At 41.7% G+C, this 21356-nt stretch carries 15 protein-coding genes; 11 read left to right on the plus strand and 4 right to left on the minus strand.

Annotated features, from left to right (window positions below):
- The first annotated feature begins 116 nt into the window (after nt 1-116).
- The 6 genes from CQ839_RS00615 (at nt 117) to CQ839_RS00640 (ending at nt 9601) form a co-directional block, all read left to right on the plus strand.
- Nucleotides 117-4319, plus strand: a complete 4203-nt coding sequence (locus CQ839_RS00615) for a chemotaxis protein CheB (protein ID WP_103666348.1) — start codon at nt 117-119, stop codon at nt 4317-4319.
- A gap of 95 nt (nt 4320-4414) precedes the next feature.
- Nucleotides 4415-4930, plus strand: coding sequence for a hypothetical protein (locus CQ839_RS00620; RefSeq protein WP_258040578.1), 516 nt, complete (start codon nt 4415-4417; stop codon nt 4928-4930).
- A gap of 45 nt (nt 4931-4975) precedes the next feature.
- Nucleotides 4976-6565 (plus strand): FAD-dependent oxidoreductase, encoded by a 1590-nt coding sequence (locus CQ839_RS00625; protein WP_103666349.1) that lies wholly within the window; start codon nt 4976-4978, stop codon nt 6563-6565.
- 260 nt (nt 6566-6825) lie between these two features.
- Nucleotides 6826-7806: a metal ABC transporter substrate-binding protein gene (locus tag CQ839_RS00630; RefSeq protein ID WP_103666350.1), complete on the plus strand. Its 981-nt coding sequence runs from the start codon at nt 6826-6828 to the stop codon at nt 7804-7806.
- A 122-nt stretch (nt 7807-7928) separates the two neighbouring features.
- Nucleotides 7929-8693: a metal ABC transporter ATP-binding protein gene (locus CQ839_RS00635; protein WP_103666351.1), complete on the plus strand. Its 765-nt coding sequence runs from the start codon at nt 7929-7931 to the stop codon at nt 8691-8693.
- Nucleotides 8694-8746: 53 nt separating this feature from the next.
- Entirely contained in the window at nt 8747-9601 is an 855-nt protein-coding gene (locus CQ839_RS00640; RefSeq protein WP_103666352.1) for a metal ABC transporter permease, read from the plus strand.
- On the opposite strand, the gene CQ839_RS00645 is transcribed toward CQ839_RS00640, so the two are convergent.
- The 4 genes from CQ839_RS00645 to CQ839_RS00660 form a co-directional block, all read right to left on the minus strand.
- Nucleotides 9598-10164: a pentapeptide repeat-containing protein gene (locus CQ839_RS00645; protein WP_258040579.1), complete on the minus strand. Its 567-nt coding sequence runs from the start codon at nt 10162-10164 to the stop codon at nt 9598-9600. The genes CQ839_RS00640 and CQ839_RS00645 overlap by 4 nt on opposite strands.
- A gap of 263 nt (nt 10165-10427) precedes the next feature.
- Nucleotides 10428-10922, minus strand: coding sequence for a hypothetical protein (locus CQ839_RS00650; protein ID WP_103666353.1), 495 nt, complete (start codon nt 10920-10922; stop codon nt 10428-10430).
- Between the two features lie 72 nt (nt 10923-10994).
- The gene (locus CQ839_RS00655; protein ID WP_103666354.1) at nt 10995-11675 is read right to left on the minus strand and encodes an ABC transporter ATP-binding protein; all 681 of its coding nucleotides are present in this window, start codon (nt 11673-11675) and stop codon (nt 10995-10997) included.
- A 75-nt stretch (nt 11676-11750) separates the two neighbouring features.
- Nucleotides 11751-12008 (minus strand): hypothetical protein, encoded by a 258-nt coding sequence (locus tag CQ839_RS00660; RefSeq protein ID WP_103666355.1) that lies wholly within the window; start codon nt 12006-12008, stop codon nt 11751-11753.
- A gap of 390 nt (nt 12009-12398) precedes the next feature.
- Between CQ839_RS00660 and rodA the strand changes: the two genes are divergently transcribed.
- The 5 genes from rodA (at nt 12399) to CQ839_RS00685 (ending at nt 21254) form a co-directional block, all read left to right on the plus strand.
- A complete protein-coding gene (rodA, locus tag CQ839_RS00665; RefSeq protein ID WP_103666356.1) occupies nt 12399-13655 on the plus strand; it encodes a rod shape-determining protein RodA in 1257 nt (418 codons plus the stop codon).
- 223 nt (nt 13656-13878) lie between these two features.
- Entirely contained in the window at nt 13879-14412 is a 534-nt protein-coding gene (locus CQ839_RS00670) for a hypothetical protein (protein ID WP_103666357.1), read from the plus strand.
- An 8-nt stretch (nt 14413-14420) separates the two neighbouring features.
- Nucleotides 14421-15365 carry a malate dehydrogenase gene (gene mdh, locus CQ839_RS00675; protein ID WP_103666358.1) on the plus strand — a complete coding sequence of 315 codons (945 nt, stop codon included), beginning with the start codon at nt 14421-14423 and terminating at the stop codon, nt 15363-15365.
- Between the two features lie 445 nt (nt 15366-15810).
- On the plus strand, nt 15811-17748 hold the full coding sequence (locus tag CQ839_RS00680) for an AAA-like domain-containing protein (protein WP_103666359.1): 1938 nt from the start codon (nt 15811-15813) through the stop codon (nt 17746-17748).
- A gap of 50 nt (nt 17749-17798) precedes the next feature.
- Entirely contained in the window at nt 17799-21254 is a 3456-nt protein-coding gene (locus tag CQ839_RS00685) for an AAA-like domain-containing protein (protein WP_103666360.1), read from the plus strand.
- The last annotated feature ends 102 nt before the right edge of the window (nt 21255-21356 follow it).

A 21356-nucleotide genomic window follows, 5' to 3' on the forward strand; every position in this document is an offset into this window, starting at 1 on the left:
GTAATCTGAAAACCACTATATTACTGAGATTCTGTAATGAATTAAGGTTTCACTCCTAACTTCATCACAACGTTGGTAATATTGAGAATATGTCATAAATCCATAGGAAGCTCGTCATGCCTGATTCAGAATCGAAGGATTTATCAGAATCTGAACAAGCACTACAAGAATGCTCTGCAATCGTCGCAATCGGGGCATCGGCTGGCGGATTGGAAGTATTTACGCAAATTCTCGAAGCTTTACCAGCAGATACTGGCATGGGCTTTGTGCTGCTTCAGCATTTAGCTCCGCAACATCATAGTCAGCTAAGTGAGATCTTACGGCGTTCTACAAAGATGCCCGTAAATGAAGCAAAAGAAGGCGTGAGAATTATGCCAAATTCGGTGTATGTGATTCCGCCGAATACTTCGATGACTCTAGAGCAAGGTCTGTTAAGACTGGGTGAGCGGCAGAGAGTCAAAGGCAAATATATGGTAATTGATGAATTCTTTAGTTCGCTTGCTGCCGATTTTGGAGTAAAAGCAATCGCCGTGATTTTATCGGGGAGCAATGAAGATGGGACAGCAGGCCTAGGTGCAATTAAGGCAGCAGGGGGAATTACCTTCGCTCAAGACCTTGAATCAGCCGAATTTCCCACTATGCCGATGATTGCGATCGCATCGGGCTACGTGGATTTTGTGTTGCCACCTGTGCAGATTGCCGCAGAACTGGTAAACATCAGCAATGGACTTGAGCATGATGAAGCTTTAAGTAGCGCAATTACTCTCTATGAAGCTGATGATAAATCTACATTAGTTTTTACAGAAACTGCCGAAAGTACTAAAGCTTTAGAAATTATTTTTCAGCTATTAAAGGATGCGATGGGGGCAGATTTTCGCAATTACAAGAAAGGTACAATTAGGCGGAGAATTTTGCGGCGGATGGGATTACTTAATCTGCAAAAGTTAGAAGCTTATGCCGCCTATTTGCTAGAGCATCCTATTGAAGTTGAGAATCTATACAATGACATTCTGATTAATGTAACTAGTTTCTTTCGAGATCCTGATTCTTTTAACGCCTTACAAAAGTTAGTATTCCCTGTGATTTGCCAGTATAAATCGCTGGAGTTACCCATGCGGATCTGGGTAGCAGGTTGCGCTACGGGTGAAGAAGTTTATTCAATCGCAATTAGTTTGTTGGAATTTCTTGATGATCGTCCTATCAAACCTGCCATTCAGATTTTTGCTACTGATATCAGTGAAGTCGTTATCGACAAGGCAAGGCAAGGAATTTATCATCATGATTTGTTAACGAATATCTCCCCAGAAAGGTTGCGGCGCTTTTTTGTACCCGTGGAAGGCGGCTATCAGATTGGCAAGACAGTCAGGGAAATATGTATATTTGCAAGGCAAAATTTGACCAGTGACCCACCTTTTTCGCGAATAGACCTCATTAGTTGCCGCAATATGTTGATATATCTAGAACCAGTACTTCAAAAAAAGGTGATGCCGATTTTTCATTATGCACTTAATTCTAATGGCTTTTTGATGTTGGGAAGCGCTGAAGGGATTGGGAATGCAGAAGATTTATTTGCGATCGCTGACAAAAAGAATCGTATCTATAAAAGTAAAATTACGTCATCACGTCTAAATTTCAATTTTGTCAAAAGTCAATATAGAAGCGTAACTGCAAATCTAGGTAAATACAAGGAAGAAGTTGTGGAAGTCAGTTTAGAACAACTAGCCGATCAGGTGATATTAAGTCGATATGCGCCCGCAGGCGTGATAATTAACACAGAGCTAGAAATTTTGCAGTTTCGAGGACAGACAAGCCCCTATTTAGAGCCATCTCCTGGAAAGGCTAGCCTAAATTTGCTGAAGATGGCTCGTTTAGAATTGCGTCTAGATTTGCGATCGGCAATTTATAATGCCAGAGATCAAGATTTGCCGATCACTAAAGATGGCATTGAGCTGTCGAAAGGTATTCTAGTGAAGTTGGATGTGATTCCTATCAAGGCAAATAGCGATCAATATTTTTTAGTGTTATTTGAGAGTCGAACAGCACCAATAATGCTTGCACCTTCCCTCACAAGTCCACAGATCAAGCCCCGCAAAGAACGCTCAATTGCAAACATAGAAGTAGTGCGACTCACCCATGAGCTAGCTAAAACCAAGGAATATTTGCGATCGATCATTGAGTCTCAAGAAGTTAACCATCAAGACCTCAAGGTGGCAGGTGAAGAGATCTTGTCAAGCAATGAGGAATTACAAAGCACCAATGAAGAATTAGAAACTGCGAAGGAAGAAATCCAAGCCACTAATGAAGAGTTAAGCACGATTAATGATGAATTACGTGGTCGTAATATGCAGCTACATCAAGTCAATAATGATATGCAAAATCTGCTAAGCAGTGTGAATATCCCAATTTTGATGTTGTCAGGCGATTTGCGAATCAGACGCTTTACGCCAATGGCTGAGCAAGCATTTAACCTAATCCCTAGTGATGTGGGACGACCTTTTAGTGACATTCAGATTAACCTTGAGATTCAACATATCAGAGACTTGGTAACATCGGTAATTGATACGCTGATTCCCCATGAACAGGATGTAAGGGATCAATCAGGGAATTGGTTTAGTATGAGAATCCGCCCCTATCGCACCACTGATAATCACATCGATGGTGTGGTAATCAGTTTATTTGACATCGATATTCTGAAGCGCAGTGTGATCGAGTTAGAAGCAGCACGCAATTATGCGACCGCAATCATTGAGACTTTACATCAACCCTTGATGGTGCTAAATGCCGAGCTACAAGTGATTACTGCAAATAGCGCCTTTTATCAAACTTTCAAAATATATCCGCAGCAGATCGAAAATCAATCAATCTTTGTATTAGGAAATGGAGATTGGGATAGTCCCAAGATGCGATCGCTACTAAATGAAATTCTTCAGTTGAATATTTCTGTCCAAGACTATGAAGTTACTCAAGAATTTGCTCGTCTTGGCACACGCACGATGTCCATAAATGCTTGTCGAATTGAGCAAAGTAATATAGTTGAGATGATTTTGATTGCGATCGAAGATATCACTGAACGTAATCTCCAAAAACGTCAACTGGTTGCTAAAAATCAAGAATTGTCAGAAGCAATGGTTGCTTTTGAACATGCGAATATGGCTAAGAGTATGTTTTTGGGCAATATTAGTCATGAATTACGCACTCCTCTCAATGCAATCATCGGCTTTTCACAAATTCTTCTAGATAGTCCGAACCTAAATACTGAAGATCAGGAATATGTGGGAATTGTTTTGCAGTCTAGTGAACATTTGCTTTCACTAATTGAAGATCTGCTCGATATTTCTAGAATCGAAGCTAACAGAATAGAGATAGAGTCAAATCTTTTGACTCTATCTAGTTTCTTGGAAGTCACAGTGGGGATGGTTTATTTCAAGGCTATGGAGAAAAATCTTGTCTTGACAAAGCAGTTTGCCCCCGATCTTCCTGACACCATCTATGCAGACGAAAAGCGATTAAGACAAGTCTTGCTCAATCTGCTTAGCAATGCGATTAAGTTCACAACTAATGGAGCGATCACCTTTTCCGTTACGATCAGTCAATCAAGCAGCTCTAATCAACTAATTCAGTTCGCGATCTCAGATACAGGTATAGGGATATCCGCCGCCGAGATGGGGAAAATATTTTTGCCATTTGAGCAGGCTGGCAAATCTAAAATGAGAAGTCAAGGCGTAGGTTTGGGACTAGCGATTAGCCAAAATATAGTCAAAAAAATGGGTGGTGAAATCAAGGTCGTCAGCGAAATAAACGTGGGCAGTACCTTTAGCTTTGAGTTGGACTTAATCGGGAATCAACCACAAACCCTGCTTATGTCAGGAACTGAAGCGATCGCCCTATTATCAGCAAAAACTGAGGATTTGATCGAAGAAGTAGCGATCGATGGTCAGGAAAAAGCAACAGAAACCAAGCCATTAAGCATTCTAATTGCCGAGGATGTGGACTATAATCAAATGCTCTTACAGATATACTTGGAGAGATTAGGATATGAGACTGACATCGCTAACAATGGATTAGAAGTGATAATAAAGCTGCGGGAGAAACCCTACGATATAATTTTGATGGATGTTCAAATGCCTGTATTAGATGGAGTGGAAGCCACAAAAAGAATTATTGCTGATTGGGATCAACACTCTCGTCCTTACATCATTGCAGTATCTGCAAATGCTTCTCCAGAGGATCAGCAAGAATATGCTGCCGCTGGGATGGATGCATACATCAGTAAACCCATCGACTTTGATATTTTAAAGGAACTTTTATCGCGTGGCTAAGGACATTTTTGCGCGATCGCTGCTTTAAACTATAAGTACTTATGCATCATTGAACGAATTTTTTTCTTTGGCGACCATTTCTGTGGACGATATTTATGACTCACAAACCATCAATGCATTCAATTGGAGAATTGTCGAAGCTTGTGGCGGCGATCGCCCTAACTACCTGTATTTATATCCCTAATCCTGTAAAAGCCGAGACCTATATTAATAATCGTACTTGCCCTGCGGACTTTACGAGCTTAAGCTATGCCCTTGCTAAGGACTTACCAGACTATCTCAACCGTGCCTATAGTCGTTTGCGGATTAAACGAGAGGTGATGACCATCAGCCAGCCAGAACTAGAGCCTTTGCCTTTGGCTCCTGACCAAGCTCGCGATCGCCTCCCCCAACAGGTTTTCTTGTCAATATTAGAGCGGCAAACGGGTAAAGCCGAAACATCGCAACGGGCTTACTGGTTATTTTTGGTTCCCACGTCAAATGGTTGGCGGCTGTCGATGGCATTTATGCGGATTGGACAAACTCCACCTGTGGATGTAAGTGATGCGGCGATCGCAGATGCGACAAATAAGTGGTTGCGAGATTATTGTGATCCTCGTTATCAGCGTTAGGATAGTAGATGTCGGCGCAGCCGACATCTACTTATATGAAAAATTATGTCTTTATTTGAGTCTGTGCGATCGCAAATGCCTGCGGAAATTCCAGCGCAATTAGAACGCATGGATGCTTTCTGGACGAGCTATCGCCAAAGCAATCAGGAAGTCACGAAGGTCGTTCAGACAACTTCAGCGAAGCTAGGCGACAAAGATTTTGATGCGATCGTTTGTGGTGGCACATTGGGCATATTTATCGCCTCTGCATTGCAGCGTCGAGGCTGGCGCGTGGCGATTATTGAACAGGGCATATTGCGGGGCAGAGCGCAGGAATGGAATATTTCCCGTAAGGAGTTAAATGCATTTTTAGAATTAGATTTATTAACTGAAGCAGAACTAGAAACTGCGATCGCGACAATCTACAATCCTGCGAGAGTTGGCTTTCAGGGAGGTAAAGATCTTTGGGTGCGTGACATTCTCAATATTGGCGTTGATCCTGTTTATTTATTAGAAATTCTGAAACAAAAGTTTTTGGATGCTGGTGGAATATTATTAGAACAAACTGCTTTTAAACAGGCGATCGCCTATGCTGATGGTGTTGCTGTGGAAGTTGCATCTGCCAAGGGAGCGGAAAACAAGAGGATTACAGGACGATTATTGTTAGATGTGATGGGACATTTCTCTCCGATCGCAAAACAAGCGCGATCGCAAGTACAGGGAAATATCAAGCCCGATGGTGTTTGTATGGTGGTGGGAAGCTGTGCGAAGGGAATACCCGAAAAATCCTATGGTGACTTGATTTATAGTTTCACGCCCATACAAAAACAATGCCAATATTTTTGGGAAGCCTTTCCTGCTAAAGATGGCAGAACCACCTATATGTTCACCTATGTGGATGCCGATCCACAGCGTCCCAGCTTTGCAGAACTAATGGAAGATTATTTGTTTTGGCTGCCCAAATATCAAGAGATAGAACTGGCTCAACTAGAATTTCAACGAGTTCTCTTTGGCTTTTTCCCTTCTTACAAGCAAAATCCTTTACAAACGCCTTGGGATCGGATTTTGCAGGTTGGTGATAGCTCAGGAATGCAATCGCCGCTTAGCTTTGGTGGATTTGGCGCAATGGTGAGACATTTACCCCGTTTGACCGATGGGATTGATACGGCTTTGCGTAGTGACTTGTTAGCCAAAGAAAATCTGCGATCGCTACAGCCCTATCAACCAAATCTCTCAGTAACTTGGCTATTTCAAAAATCGATGAGCGTCGCTGTCAATCAACAAATCGAAAGCGATCGCATTAATTATCTGTTAGGTGTAACTTTTAACTCAATGGAGAAATTAGGCGATCGGGTTCTCTATCCATTTTTGCAAGATGTGGTGCAGTTCATTCCACTAGCGAGGACGATGCTAGCAATGTCTATTGCTGATCCTGTTTTAGTTCTGAAGATTATGCAACAGGTTGGAATTCCAACTTTACTAGATTGGCTAAAGCATTATCTGGGTTTAGGTGCATATAGCTTTTTGAATCAAATTGGTAAAAGGGTAGAACCTGCGATCGCTAATCTCTTGCCTGAGCAAAAATATCAATGGCAACGCCAGATTGACGCATGGCACTACGGTTCAGGTGGCGACTATCAGTCCCAAGAAGAGTAATATTAATTAACCAAAACACAAAATGGTTTAGCCATTTTGTGTTTTAAAACCCTTGCTAAGTTTGTGAATTGGCATTACACATCACAAAGCGTTGCAGGTCGGAGAAATTCTTTGCTTTTCCAGCAATTTTGGAGTTTGCAATAGGCAAACCTTCAAAAAACTGATTTTTATAATAAGAATTGCTATCTTTTCATAATCGTTTCATTTTTTGCTTTGAATATGCTATATTTTAAAAAATGAAACGATTATGAAAAGTAATCATGGAGCCTAAACTCAGTCTTACCAAAAACTTGATGTCCTTGAAAAGCTATCGGGCTATCCTTACTAGCCTTGTGTTTGCAGTTAGCCTGAGTGGGTGCAACTTCCCGACGACCTCCCCACAAACTAGTAACATCCCCAATTCCCCAAGCACATCAGAGCACAAAGACAAAAAAGTTATTCTGACCACGTTTACAGTGCTTGCAGACATGGTGCAAAACGTCGCAGGTGATAAAGCGATCGTGGAGTCGATTACGAAGGTGGGCGCTGAGATTCATGGCTATGAACCTACACCCAGTGACCTCCGTCGCGGTCAATCAGCCGATCTAATTTTTGATAATGGCATGAACTTGGAACGCTGGGCCGATCGCTTTTATAATAGTTTTCCTAAAGTCGATCGCCTGACCTTGAGCGAAGGCATTCAACCCATCAACATTGCCGAAGACTCCTATCAAGGTAAACCCAATCCTCACGCTTGGATGTCGCCTCAAAACGCCTTGGTCTATGTCGAAAATATTCGCAAAGCTCTGAGCAAAGCCGATCCTGTTAATGCAGCAACCTATGAGGCTAATGCCAAAGCCTATAGTCAGCAAATTTTAGCGATCGATGCCAAGCTAAAACAAACTATTTCGACAATTCCTCTAGACAAGCGATATATCGTCAGTTGTGAAGGTGCATTCTCATATCTTGCCCGTGATTATGGATTGAAGGAAGTTTATATTTGGCCAGTAAATGCCGAGCAGCAAGCCACTCCTAAGCAAGTAGAGAAAGTAATAGAAACAGTAAAAGCAAAAAAGATCCCAACCGTGTTTTGCGAAAGTACAGTCAGTGATAAAGCGATGCAACAAGTAGTAAAAGAAACTGGAGCAAAGTATGGAGGTGTCTTTTATGTGGATTCCCTATCTCCTCCCGATGGACTTACCCCGACCTATCTCAAATTACTGGAATACAACGTCAATACATTAATCAAAGGCTTGCAATAGATTTCTTGTTCTGTAGAGTACGTTAGCAATAGCGTAACGCACCTAATAACCGCAAATGTGCGTTACGCTCGCTAACGCACCCTACGAGCTACGGGCTAAATCAAGATAAATGGAGAAAAATTATGAATACATTTAGCATCGATATTGAGAATGTAACAGTTGCCTATCATGGCAAGATAGCTTTACATAGTGCATCACTCCAACTCAAAGCAGGTACAATCTGCGGCTTAGTCGGTATGAATGGCGCAGGTAAGTCCACGCTATTTAAAGCGGTGATGGGCTTTGTCAAACCTGTAAGCGGAAGAGTATTAATTAACGGGTTACCAATTCGCCTTGTCCAAAAAAATAATCTAGTTGCCTATGTACCACAGACAGAAGAAGTAGATTGGAACTTTCCTGTGAGTGTCCATGATGTAGTGATGATGGGACGCTATGGCTACATGAATTTTCTGCGAATTTCCCGATCGCAAGATCAACATGCTGTGCGTGATAGCTTGGAGAGAGTCGAAATGTGGGAAATGCGCGATCGCCAAATCGGTGAGTTATCGGGCGGTCAAAAGAAACGCACATTTTTTGCTAGAGCTTTGGCACAACAGGCTAAGGTTCTATTGCTAGATGAGCCCTTTGCAGGAGTGGATGTCAAGACCGAGAAGATGATGATAAATCTGCTTATGGAACTCCGCGACGCAGGTTATACGATTTTAATTTCCACCCATGATTTAGATTCGATCACCACTTTTTGCGATCAAGTAGTCCTGATCAATCGCACAATTCTCGCCTATGGTGAGACTTCAGAAGTATTTACTGAAGAAAATCTTTCTCGCACCTTTGGCGGTTCAGTTATCGATTTATCGCGTTCAAAAATAATTACACCTCCAACTTTGTGAGATTAAGCCTCCGCAACCACACGAAATTAGGTAGTTTAGCAGGAATAATCCAAATGGAATTAGTGAATTGGTTTACAGCACCCTTGCATTATGGGTTTATGGTCAAGGCAATCTGGGTGAGTGCCTTAGTCGGTGTTGTCTGTTCGGCGCTATCTTGCTTCATGATCTTGAAGGGATGGGCGCTCATGGGAGATGCAGTTTCCCATGCTGTACTCCCAGGTGTGGTACTTGCCTATGTGATGAATATTCCCTTTGCGATCGGTGCATTTGTGTTTGGTGTGGGTTCGGTCATGGCGATCGGATTTATCAAATCCAACACTCGCATTAAAGAAGATACAGTAATTGGATTGGTATTTACAGGACTATTTGCCTTCGGGATTGTGTTAGTTTCCAAAGTTAAAAGTACAGTTGATTTAGGTCATATTCTCTTTGGCAATGTTCTCGGAATCGGTGATAGCGATATCCTCCAGACCGTAATCATTAGCGTCATTACCTTAGTAACACTCGCACTTTTACGCAAAGATTTAGTCCTGTTTTGCTTTGATGTCACCCATGCTCGTTCAATCGGTTTAAATACAACGTTTCTCTATTACGTTCTCCTGTCTTTGTTATCCCTCACGGCTGTTGCTGGACTTCAGACAGTGGGGATTATTCTCGTAGTAGCCATGTTAGTCACTCCTGGCGCAACTGCCTATTTATTAAGCGATCGCTTTGACCATATGATGTTGATTGCGATGGCATCAGGAATGTTTTCCAGTGTGATGGGAACTTACATCAGTTATCACATTGATGGCTCTACGGGCGGCTGTATCGTCGTTTTGCAAACCTTATTATTTCTAACGGCGATGATTTTTGCGCCGAAGCATGGAATGTTAGTGCGATCGCGTCAACAAATTGCTGAGTCCTAATCGGTTTGCATACCTTCAACTATAGGATCGAAACCCACTGGGAATTTGGTGTTAAGGCTATATTTTGCACCGACAAACTTTGCTTCAGTTGCTACGGCTTCGGATAAATCTGCACTGTTGAGATTCGCTTCACTTAAGTCTGCTTCCCGAAGTCTAGCTTGGGTTAACTTAGCATTTAACAGAATTGCCCCATTTAAAGAAGCTTTAAGCAATATGGTTTTATGAAGATTTGCACCTGTCAAAAGTGAACGGCTAAGATTTGCCCCCGTAAGATTTGCCCGACTTAACTCAACTCTATTGAGAATTGCGGTTGAGAGATCTGCTTGAAACAAAAGTGCAGAGCTAAGATCCGCACCTGTGAGATCGGCTTTTCTGAGACTAGCTCTACTCAAATTAATCTCTTTTAACACTAATCCACTTAAGTTAGCTCCATCTAAGTCAGAGCCTTCAAAGTTGCGATCGCCTTGGTTGTACTGCTCTAATAATTGCTCAGCACTACTTACTTTTGCCATGCGTCTATACCAGTTGTTTTCTTTCTTAATCCAGTTTTGTACTGCGGTCACTCCAGCGAGATCTGCATTGTCTAGGATAGCGTAAAGGTTCAGCTTTATTCCCCAGAACTCAAGAGTGGAGAATGCATCATTAAAGCGAAATTCTCGACACCAAACTCTTCCGCTAGAAGTTTGTTTGTACTTAATACCAAAGCACAAAATGGCTACGCCATTTTGTGCTTTTAAAACCCTTACTAGGTTTGTTTTTTAATTTCCAAAAGTGTCGGCGCACTTTTGGAAATTGGGATTAATCACTCTTTCAGAAATTTGTATTATTACCTAGAACTAATCGCCATCATAAAAGCATCGGTAGTCGCAAGAGAGGCGATCGCAATTCCAATGCCTTGTGAGATCATTGCCTTGCGCAAAAAAACTGTACGCTCAGTTTTATAAGTTTGTAAATCCTCAATTTGCTGCATCCATGTATTCGTAATCGCAGTTTGCAAGCTTTCATTTTTTTGCATCAATACTTCAGGAGAAAGCCCCGTTGTCGAGACTTTGCGTGGATATAGCCCAAGTACCGCAAAGGCGATCGCGATCGCTAGAGCCACACATGCTGAAAGCTTGAGACTCAAATAGACAAAGTAAAGATTTTCCTGTTCTGGCTTAACATAGATTTGAAAAGTGGAGGTAACACACAGACCCAGCAATAACAAAGCACTAATTTCCATGACACCTGAAAGCTTGGTTCCCAGAGTATCGACTCCATGCTGAGCTTGCTCTAGGCAAAACTTAGTGTATTCGTAAAGAAAATTTTGCTGTTCTTCCATTTTATTTTCTGTAAAATGCAAATTAAATTAAGCCAAAATTCAATGATGCTTTCTTCGCACGCATTATTAAATCTAACTTTTTTCTAGTAGTACTTGCTTTAGACGCATCGGATCGCCTTTGTCGATGACCTGACCACGCTCTAATAAAAATGCGCCATCAGCATAGTCAAGCTCATTCAAACGATGAGTTACCCATAGAGCTGTGAGATTTTTTTGTTTGACCAAATCGCGGACTGAAGCGACAAGATCAAGCTGATTTTCGCCATCTAATAAAGCCGTGGGTTCATCTAGCAATAAAATCTCGGCATGACGCGCGATCGCACCTGCGATCGCAACCCTCTGCTTTTGACCACCACTAAGAGCGTAGATGGGGCGGCGAATCATTTGCTCTAGGTTAACAGCGCTAAGTGATTCTTTAACTCGATGCAAAGTTTCTATGTAGGAAAGATTTTCTGACGCTAAGCCAAAAGCAATATCTGCGCCAACGGTAGGCATGACCAATTGATGATCGGGGTTTTGGAATACAAATCCAATGCGAGCACCGATCTCAATATCGCCAGACTTAGGTTTGAGCAAGCCTGCTAGGAGCCTGAGTAAAGTTGATTTACCACTGCCGTTAGTACCCAACAGCATCCAAAATTCCCCTTTTGGGACAGATAAATTGCAGTGATCGAGGACGGTTTCGCCCGATGCCCACGCAAAATTAAGATCGCGAACACTTATGGCGGTGGTTACAGATTGATCAGTGGGCATTATTAATTGCAGGTAATTACAGAAGATACGAACATTTATGTCGCACGCGCAGCGTGCGACATAAATATTTAATGATTAGCCACGGATAAAGCCTGCGCCCATATTCGCAGAAGCCCCTGATTTCTCAGAAACCTGTACGGCGGAGATCTCGCCAACAAGTACTGAAACTTTTTTGCCTTCTTGTTTTTCGCAGGTTAATTCCAAGATTTTGGTATTACCATCAGCGATCGCGCTAGCAATTTCACGATATAGCGCCTCAGCATTTTCTTGCTCCTTGCGCTGTACAGACAAGGCGATCGGGTTATTTTTGAGGGTGATTTCAACTGTATACATCAGCATTGATTAGGTTGTCCTGCCTAGAAATAAAGGTAGATAGGGTTATTACAAGGTTTAGCGCAGATGCATTAGTGATTTGCATACCTGTTTGTTACCTTCAGTATGCCATTGCATAGACGATCAAGGGGAGGTTTATTCAGTAGAGCATCCCGTAATACAAAAGCACAAAATGGCATTGCCATTTTGTGCTTTTGTAGCTTTCGCCGTTTGTGTTAGGACAAAATCAAAACCCAAGAATTGATTGGCGGTGCTTTGCACCGCCAATCAATTCTTGGGTTTTATGTACTAGTGCACTTTTGGGAACTGATATCAAGACAAAAGATCAAGAGCTACAAATCTGGGAATTTAAGATACATAATAAGAACTGATGCAAAATTATCTGCGTTTATGATCGTAAAAGGCTTAGAACTACCCAGTTGGGAAAATATCAAACGTGAGTGGCGCGATGCCGATCCGTTGTTGCTAATTTTCCCGATTCTATTGATGATTTTAGGTGGCATTGCCATCTACAGCTCTGACTTTCGCTCTCAGAATGCTGTGTGGTGGCAACATTGGGTGACAGGTGGCGTAGGCTTGGTAGCTATGTTTGCGATCGCCCGTTTTCATTACGATCAATTATTGCGATTACATTGGTTTACCTACGCGATCACCAATATATCTTTGGTTTTGGTGCTGCTTATTGGTACAACGGCTCTTGGGGCTGAGCGCTGGATTACGATCGGTGGCTTTAATATTCAGCCTTCGGAATTTGCCAAGGTAGGCATAATTATTTCTTTAGCAGCCGTGATGCACGATCGCCCGATTCAGAGTCCGATTGATGCATTTAAAGTCGCTTGGGTAACCGTACCGCCTTGGATTTTGATCTTTTTGCAACCCAACCTTGGCACATCTCTGATATTTGCAGCGATCACGATTGGAATGCTCTATTGGGCTGGAGCCAGCTTGGGTTGGCTATTACTAATATTTTCACCCATTGTCTCGGCAGTCCTGTTTTCGATTTATTTACCCGCATGGATTGTATGGGTGATTTTGATGGGTGTGGCGGCTTGGGTCTCATTACCTTGGTTTCGGATTGTCAGTACTGTAATTGCTGTGGTAGTCAATTTGGTGTCTGGACAAGCAGGAATTTTATTATGGAATATTCTCCATGATTATCAAAAGAAGCGCCTATTACTATTTATCGATCCTAATCAAGATCCTCTCGGAGCTGGATATCACGTCATTCAGTCCAAAATTGCGATCGGAGCTGGGCAACTATTTGGTCAGGGTTGGCTCAAGGGTACACAAACACAGTTAAATTTTATTCCTGAGCAGCATACTGATTTCATCTTTTCAGCGATCGGCGAAGAGTTTGGCTTTTTTGGTTGTGTATGCGTTTTGTTATTGTTTGTAGGAATTTGCTGGCGCTTACTGGTAATTGCAGTAAATGCGCGGGATAATTTCGGATCACTACTAGCGATCGGCGTGTTTTCCTTCGTCCTATTTCAAACCTTTGTCAATATCGGCATGAATATCAATGTTGCGCCTGTGACGGGGATTCCTTTGCCTTGGCTCAGTTATGGACGATCAGCATTACTTGCTAATTTCATGGCGATCGGCTTGGCGGAGTCTGTTGCCGCCCATCGACGCACGATTAAGTTTTAATTTAAAGGCTGTGCTTGGCGCTGACTTATAAAACCCAAAAATATGGCGGCGGGCTTTGCCCGCCGCCATATTTTTGGGATCGGTTATTTTGTGTAATACCAATTCATAAAAGTGTGGCAAAACTTTCGTGAATTAAAAAACAAACCCAGTAAGGGTTTTCAAAACACAAAATGGCTACGCCATTTTGTGTTTTGGTATAAGCCCCTAAATTAGGAGAAAAAACATGAAAACAAAAAACTGCTTAGATTTAATTTTTGGCAGTTTGTTTAGCAGTTTGTTTGGCACTTTGCTAATTGCAAGCTATCAACCATTCGCGATCGCTGATGACGCTTTTACCCGTGACTATGAGTTCTCAACTCCTATACCAAAAACTGGAAAAGTCACAATCCGTAAGCCGATTCAAGATTTACCTGCTAAGAGTCTTTTCGCATCATGTCCTGCCAAATCTGATCTCCAAGACTTTGCTGAAAGCACCAGTTTTTTTGTCATGATTTGTCGAGATCAGAAAAATGTATTACAAAAATATTGGATTCAGAAAAACAAGAAAACAGGTTCAGTTTTACGGTTAACGGCACAAGATCTGCCTCGTAGTCAGCCTTCAGTTTGGAAGAGTGGTAATTATCAAGTATATCTCTATCATGATGGACGAAACCCAGAGCTAATTAATGCTTATCTGGAGTCATACAACGTGACAACCAAGAAGGGAAGAGCAGAAGCACTGCTTTATTACTACAGTAAATTTCATGTTTCCCAATAGAAGGAATTATGCCAATGCAAATACAAGATTATCGATCACCTAAAGTCACTGTCATCGGTGCTGGTAATGTCGGCGGCATGTTAGCGCAACGCATCGCCAAGCAAAATTTAGCTGACGTTGTATTATGCGATATTGTCCAAGGGAAACCGCAAGGAATTGCCCTTGATCTGGCACAGGCACATACAATTTCCAATCTCGATCGCCAAATTATCGGCACTAATGACTACAGCGACACCAAAGATTCGGATGTGATTGTCATCACCGCAGGCATACCACGCAAAGAGGGAATGAGTCGTAATGATCTGCTCAGGATTAATGCAGGCATAGTTAAGGATGTTGTGCAGAAGGCGATCGCTCTATCTCCTTCTGCAATTTTGCTCATTGTCTCTAATCCTTTAGATGTAATGACTTACCTAGCATGGCAAGTCAGTGGTTTACCTCCTCAAAGAGTAGTTGGGATGGCTGGAGTTTTAGATGCTGCTAGATTTCAAACTTTTATTGCGATGGAATTAGGCATATCCACTGCGGATATCTATACAACCGTTTTGGGTGGACATGGTGATTTGATGCTTCCTTTGCCACGCCTATCAACAGTGAACGGTGTTCCGATTACTGAGCTATTGTCACAGGAGGCGATCGTCCGATTAGTAGAGCGAACTCGCAATGGAGGTGCAGAAATAGTCAAGTTGTTGCAAAATGGTAGTGCTTATTTTGCGCCATCGGCTGCCGCCTACGTTATGGTCGAAGCAATCATTAGCGATCGGCATCGAATTTTTCCTGCTGCTGCTCATCTCACAGGTGAATATGGCTTAAAAGATATATTTATGGGAGTCCCCGTACAGTTAGGGCGACAAGGTGTTGAAAAGGTGATCGAACTGGAGCTTACAGATGAGGAAATTGCCTCACTCCATGCTTCCGCATCATCTATCCAAGAGAATATCAATCTCCTCTAGAAGCTATCAGAGCAATTCTCATTGTGAAACAAATTTTGTTATTTTCAGTGCCGCAGGCACTGAAAATAACAAAATTTGTTTTGATGAAACTCCACCGCTGACATACTTTCATCAAGGCAAATTTATATGGTGATGATTTATAAAAATCTATACAAATAATACCAATTCACAAAAGTGTGACGATACTTTTGTGAATTAAAAAACAAACCCTGAAAGAGTTTTAAAACCGCAAAATGGCGTAGCCATTTTGCGGTTTGGTATAATACTTTTGCTCTAAAGTATGACTACACTTTAGAACAAGAAAAATTAATCCCTGAAAGGATCTTAAGCTATCAAAAAGACTCCGCCTTTTTAAGTGTATGCCTGAAGAAATTCTCATTAAATTGAGGTTCGTTGTATTATGAAAATAAATGGCATTTAAAACTTTAGATTGACTGCAACCACCATGACCTATTCTGAAGCAATTCTTGCAGGCAGATATAAAATTGTAAAACCTCTTGGTGGTGGTGGTTTTGGGCAGACATTTTTAGCTCAGGATTTGCAAATGCCAAATCAGCCTGCTTGTGTGGTTAAGCAACTAAAGCTCCAATTACTTAAACCTCAAGAACTAGCGATCGCCAAACGTTTATTTGATAGTGAGGCTGCAACATTAAATGATTTAGGAATTCATGATCAGATTCCCAGACTATTTGCCCACTTTGAGCAAGATGGCGAATTCTATCTAGTCCAAGAGTTTATTGAAGGTGAGACCTTAGAATCTGAGATTGGTGCTGGTAAGCAATGGGATCAATTAAAGCTGATTTCTGGCTTAAGAGATATTTTGCAAATATTAGCTTTTGTGCATAGCTGTCAAGTAATTCATCGAGATATCAAACCTGCTAACTTGATCCGCCGTCGTAGCGATCGCAAAATAGTACTAATTGACTTTGGAGCAGTCAAAGCTATAAGCCCAGACTCATTAGAGAGATTTATCGAAGAAGAGAATCAGACTCGTAGTGTTGTTGTTGGCTCCTTGATGTACATGCCCAATGAGCAATTAGCGGGTCAACCCAAATTTTGCAGCGATGTCTATGCCTTGGGGCTAGTATGCTTGCAAGCTTTCACGGGGCTTTCATTTAAAGAATTGCCGAAGGATCTTCAAAACGAGTATAGCTGCTCCTTGGCTGGTGCTAAGGTCAACATTAAAATTAATTCAGGGTTGGCAGCAATCATTGACAAAATGGTGCGATATGACTACCGCCAAAGATATTATGATGCGACAGAGGCTCTGCTAGCAATAGAGAACCTTCTCCGCAATGCCAAGGCAGCGACAACTATTTCTAGCCCTCCACCAAAACAGCAAAAGAAATTCCAATTGGAAGAGCCTGATGGTCAAATAGAAATAGGTTCTCGTTTTTACATTCAGCGACCTCCCATTGAAAAAGACTGCCTAGAAACCATGCTGAGAGCAGGTTCACTAATTCGGATTAAAGCGCCTCGACAAATGGGTAAATCATCTTTGTTATCGCGTACTCTAGCTTATGCCAAACATAAAGAATATCAAGTCGCGCATTTATATTTTCAGCAAGCGGATAGCGATATATTTGATGATCTAGATTTATTTCTAAAATGGTTTTGTGCGAGTATTGCCTTGGAATTAGATCTAGATGACAATTTGGAGCAATACTGGCAAGGAGTTCTAGGCAGTAAAAACAAGTGTACAAAATATTTTCAGCGTTACTTACTTGCCGCAAAGGAAACTCCCTTAGTTTTAGGACTGGATGAAGTAGATTTAATCTTCCAATATCCTAAAATCGCTTCTGATTTTTTTGGTTTACTAAGAGCTTGGCATGAAAAGGCAAAAAATGAGGATGTTTGGAAAAAGCTGAGATTAGTAATTGTTCATTCAAAAGAAGTCTATATCCCCTTAAATATCAATCAGTCACCTTTTAATGTAGGCGTACCGATTGAATTACCTGAATTGACTTTGGAGCAAATTGCAGATTTAGTTCAGCGACACCAACTAGATTGGCAGCCAACTCAGATAAAACAATTGCTAATGCTTACTGGTGGACATCCATATTTGGTTAGACAAGCACTTTATCAAATTGCGAGAGGGCGAATAGACTGGGAAAGTTTACTACAATCATCTCCTACCGAAGAGGGGATTTATGGTAACCATCTTCGTCGCCAACTTGGCAACTTAAAAGAAGATTCTGAGCTGTTTGAAGCATATAAAGAATTGGTTACAGGCTCTCGTCCTTTACAGTTAGATAGTCAAATAACTTTTAAATTACGAAGTATTGGTTTAGTGAAGCTAGTCGGTAATCAGGTGGTTCCGATGTGTGCACTATATTATCAATATTTTCAACAAATATTTCAACAATCTAAAATAAATCCATAGAGAATGCGGCGCTTCGCGCCGCATTCTCTATACAATTTGTTAGGTAAACGATGCTTGCGGAAAGAACTACAAATTATCTATATCAAGTTGGCGGAAGTCTATCTGTTGACGCACCTACCTATGTAGCGAGGCAAGCTGATAATGATCTTTATGAAAGCTTGAAATCTGGAGAATTTTGTTATGTTCTCAATTCGCGGCAGATGGGGAAGTCTAGTCTTCGAGTCCGCACGATGAAACGACTGCAAGAGGAGGATTTTGCCTGCGCGGCGATCGATATTACGGCGATCGGTACATCTGACATTACACCAGAGCAGTGGTATGCGGGGCTAATTGATAGCATTATCAGTAGCCTTAGCTTGTATGATTCCTTTGATTTGGAGGAATGGTGGGAACGGAATCACTTACTATCTCCAGTACAACGCTTTGGGAAGTTCTTAGATGAAGGGTTACTCAAAAAAATCTCTTCGCCAGTAATTCTGTTTGTTGATGAAATTGATAGTATCCTCAGCTTGAATTTTGCCGTTGATGATTTTTTTGCATTGATTCGAGAATTATTTAATCGTCGTGCCGATCGCATTGCCTATAATCGCTTAACCTTTGCCCTCTTTGGGGTCGCGACCCCTGCTGACCTGATCCGCGATAAGCAACGCACTCCGTTTAACATCGGTCGAGCGATTGAGCTAAGGGGCTTTCAGCTAAAGGAAGCAAAACCTCTAATGCGAGGCATATTGACAAAGTCTCAAAATCCCGTCGCTGTCATCAAAGCAATCCTAGCCTATACAGGTGGGCAACCATTTCTCACCCAAAAACTCTGTCAAATCATCCTAAATTCACCCGAATCGATCCCGCCAAACCATGAACTTGTCTGGGTGAATAATTTAGTGCGATCGCGCCTAGTTGAGAACTGGGAAATCCAAGATCAACCTGAGCATTTCAAAACAATTCGCGATCGCATTCTCTGGAGCAGTGAAAACCGTCAAGGAAGACTTCTCGGATTGTACCAACAAATTTTGGCTTCCGAGCCATCTTTGAACAAGCTCGAATGCGGAATTATTGCCGATGATACGCCTGAACAAACTGAGTTGCGGATTACAGGACTAGTCGTCAAACGCGAAGGAAAACTAAGAGTTTATAACCCAGTTTATGCGGCAATTTTTAATCAAAATTGGGTAAACCAAGCTTTAGCCAATTTACGTCCATATGGTGAATCATTCAAAGCTTGGATGGATTCTGACTATCAAGATGAGTCACGATTGTTGCGAGGACAAGCATTACAAGATGCTTTGTTATGGTCGGCAGATAAGAATTTGAGTAATCATGACTACCAATTTTTTTCGGCTAGTCAAGACCTTGAGAAAAGAGAAGTGGAAGTAGCTCTCTTTGCCCAAGCTGAAGCAAATCAAATTCTTATGGCAGCAAAACGACGACTAGAAAAAACTTTGGAGGCGGAGCAAGAAGCTAAGGTTAGGTTGGTGGAGATGCAGCAAAGACTACAAGCTAGCTTAACGCAAGCTGAAGTTGTTCTCAAAAGTGCCTCTGCTAAGGCGACATTTATCCTCAATCAACAATTTGAAGCGCTCTTAGAGTCCATGGAAGCAGGTCAGCAGTTACAGGACTTAGAAAATTCCACTGGCGAAAGAGCGAGCCTCAGAATGCATGGGATTAGCGCTCTGCACCAAGCTGTTTACAATGTGCGCGAATATAATCATCTTGCAGGACATCTAAATACCGTTACCTGCATTGCGATCGCGCCAAATGATCATCTCATTGCATCTGGAAGTAGCGATCGCACAATTAAAATTTGGGATATTAAGGGCAACCTCAAACAAACCCTAAGTGGACATACAAACTGGATTACTAGCCTAAGTTTTAGTCGTACTGAACAACATCTTGTCTCAGCTAGTCGTGATGGTACGATTAGGCTTTGGAAAATGGATCGATATACAAAATTGTTCGTCGATCAGCCGATCCAAATCCTAAAGGATCATCAAGCACCAGTCTTGGCAGTAAAGTTTAGCCCCACCGATGCCATATTTGCCTCCTGTGGCGAAGATGCCAAAATTAGACTATGGCGCGACGATGGTACTGCATTTAATACCTTCACTGGCGGACATAGTAAATGGATAACTTGTCTCTGCTTTAGTCCTGATGGAGAGCGTATAGTTACAGGTAGTGCAGATCAATTACTGATTATTTGGAATGTCAATGGAACTCTTATAAGAACTATTAAAGCCCATGATCGATTTATAGAAGATATTGATATTTCTCCGTCTGGGCGGATTATTGCATCTGTAAGCCGTGGTCACGATGCTAAACTTTGGAATATGGAAGGGAATCTAATTACTTCTCTTGAAGGTCACACTGATAAGGTTTTAGGAGTAAAATTCCTCCCTAATGGCAAATCTCTAGCTTCAGTTAGCAATGATCGCACGATTAAAATTTGGGATGTCAAAGGTAATTTAAAGCAAACCATATATGGACATAAAGGTGGTGTCCATAGCATTAACTTTAATGCCAATGGCAGTAAGATGATTACGGGGAGCCAAGATACAACCATCAAATTTTGGCGCACCAAGGGTAACTCCTTACCCTGTCTAATTGGGCATACAGATGAGGTAAACTGCATCGCTGTCAGCTCTGACAGTCGATTTATTGCTTCTGCTAGTAGCGATTTCACAATTAAAATTTGGCTAGCTAATGCTAAATTGATTGCCTCTCTCGAAGGACACAAAGAGAGTGTACATAGTGTCTGCTTCAGTCCAGACAATCGATTTTTACTATCTGTTGGTAGCGATCGCGCTATCAAGATTTGGAATAATAAAGGTATCTTGCTTAAAAGTATATATAACGAACATGAATCAGCGATTTATAGTGTAGCCTACCGTAGTGATGGTGAGCTATTTGCCTCTGCTAGTGCTGATTGCACAGTCAAGTTATGGAATAAAGAAGGAGAATGGATACATACATTATTCGGTCATGCTAATGCTGTTTATCAAGTCTGTTTTAGTCCTGACGGCAACATGTTAGCGACAGCAAGCCAAGATAAAACTGTGAAACTATGGCATTGGGATGGAACATTGTTGAATACTTTGAATGGTCATACTGGAGATGTTTATAGTGTTTGCTTTAGTCCTGACAGTCTGACTGTTGCCAGTAGCAGTAAAGACGGCAGTGTTAAATTATGGAACCTTGATGGCAAATTGCTGCAAACCTTAAATGAACATACTGCTGAAGTTAGAAGTGTTTGTTTTAGTCCTGATGGTAATGCCTTAGCATCAGGCAGTAGCGATCGCACTGTCAAAATCTGGAGCCTTGATGGGAAAGAACTCTTAACTCTCCAAGGTCATCAATCGGCGGTGAAGAGTGTTTGCTTTAGCGCTGATGGTGAGACAATTGTCTCAGCTAGTGTTAATGGAAAGATCATTTTATGGGATTTCGATCTAGCACATCTGATGGAGTTGGGCAACAAGTGGATTCAAGACTATTTAGAAACCCATGAGCTTTAAAATTTCACGTTTTATAGCAATGTAAGCTTTACTTACAGCAATTTGCTTTCACCCCCCCACAGCTAAAAATATAAAACCCATTGCGGGGCTTCGCCCTGCGAC

This window comes from Pseudanabaena sp. BC1403, from assembly GCF_002914585.1.
Taxonomy (GTDB): domain Bacteria; phylum Cyanobacteriota; class Cyanobacteriia; order Pseudanabaenales; family Pseudanabaenaceae; genus Pseudanabaena.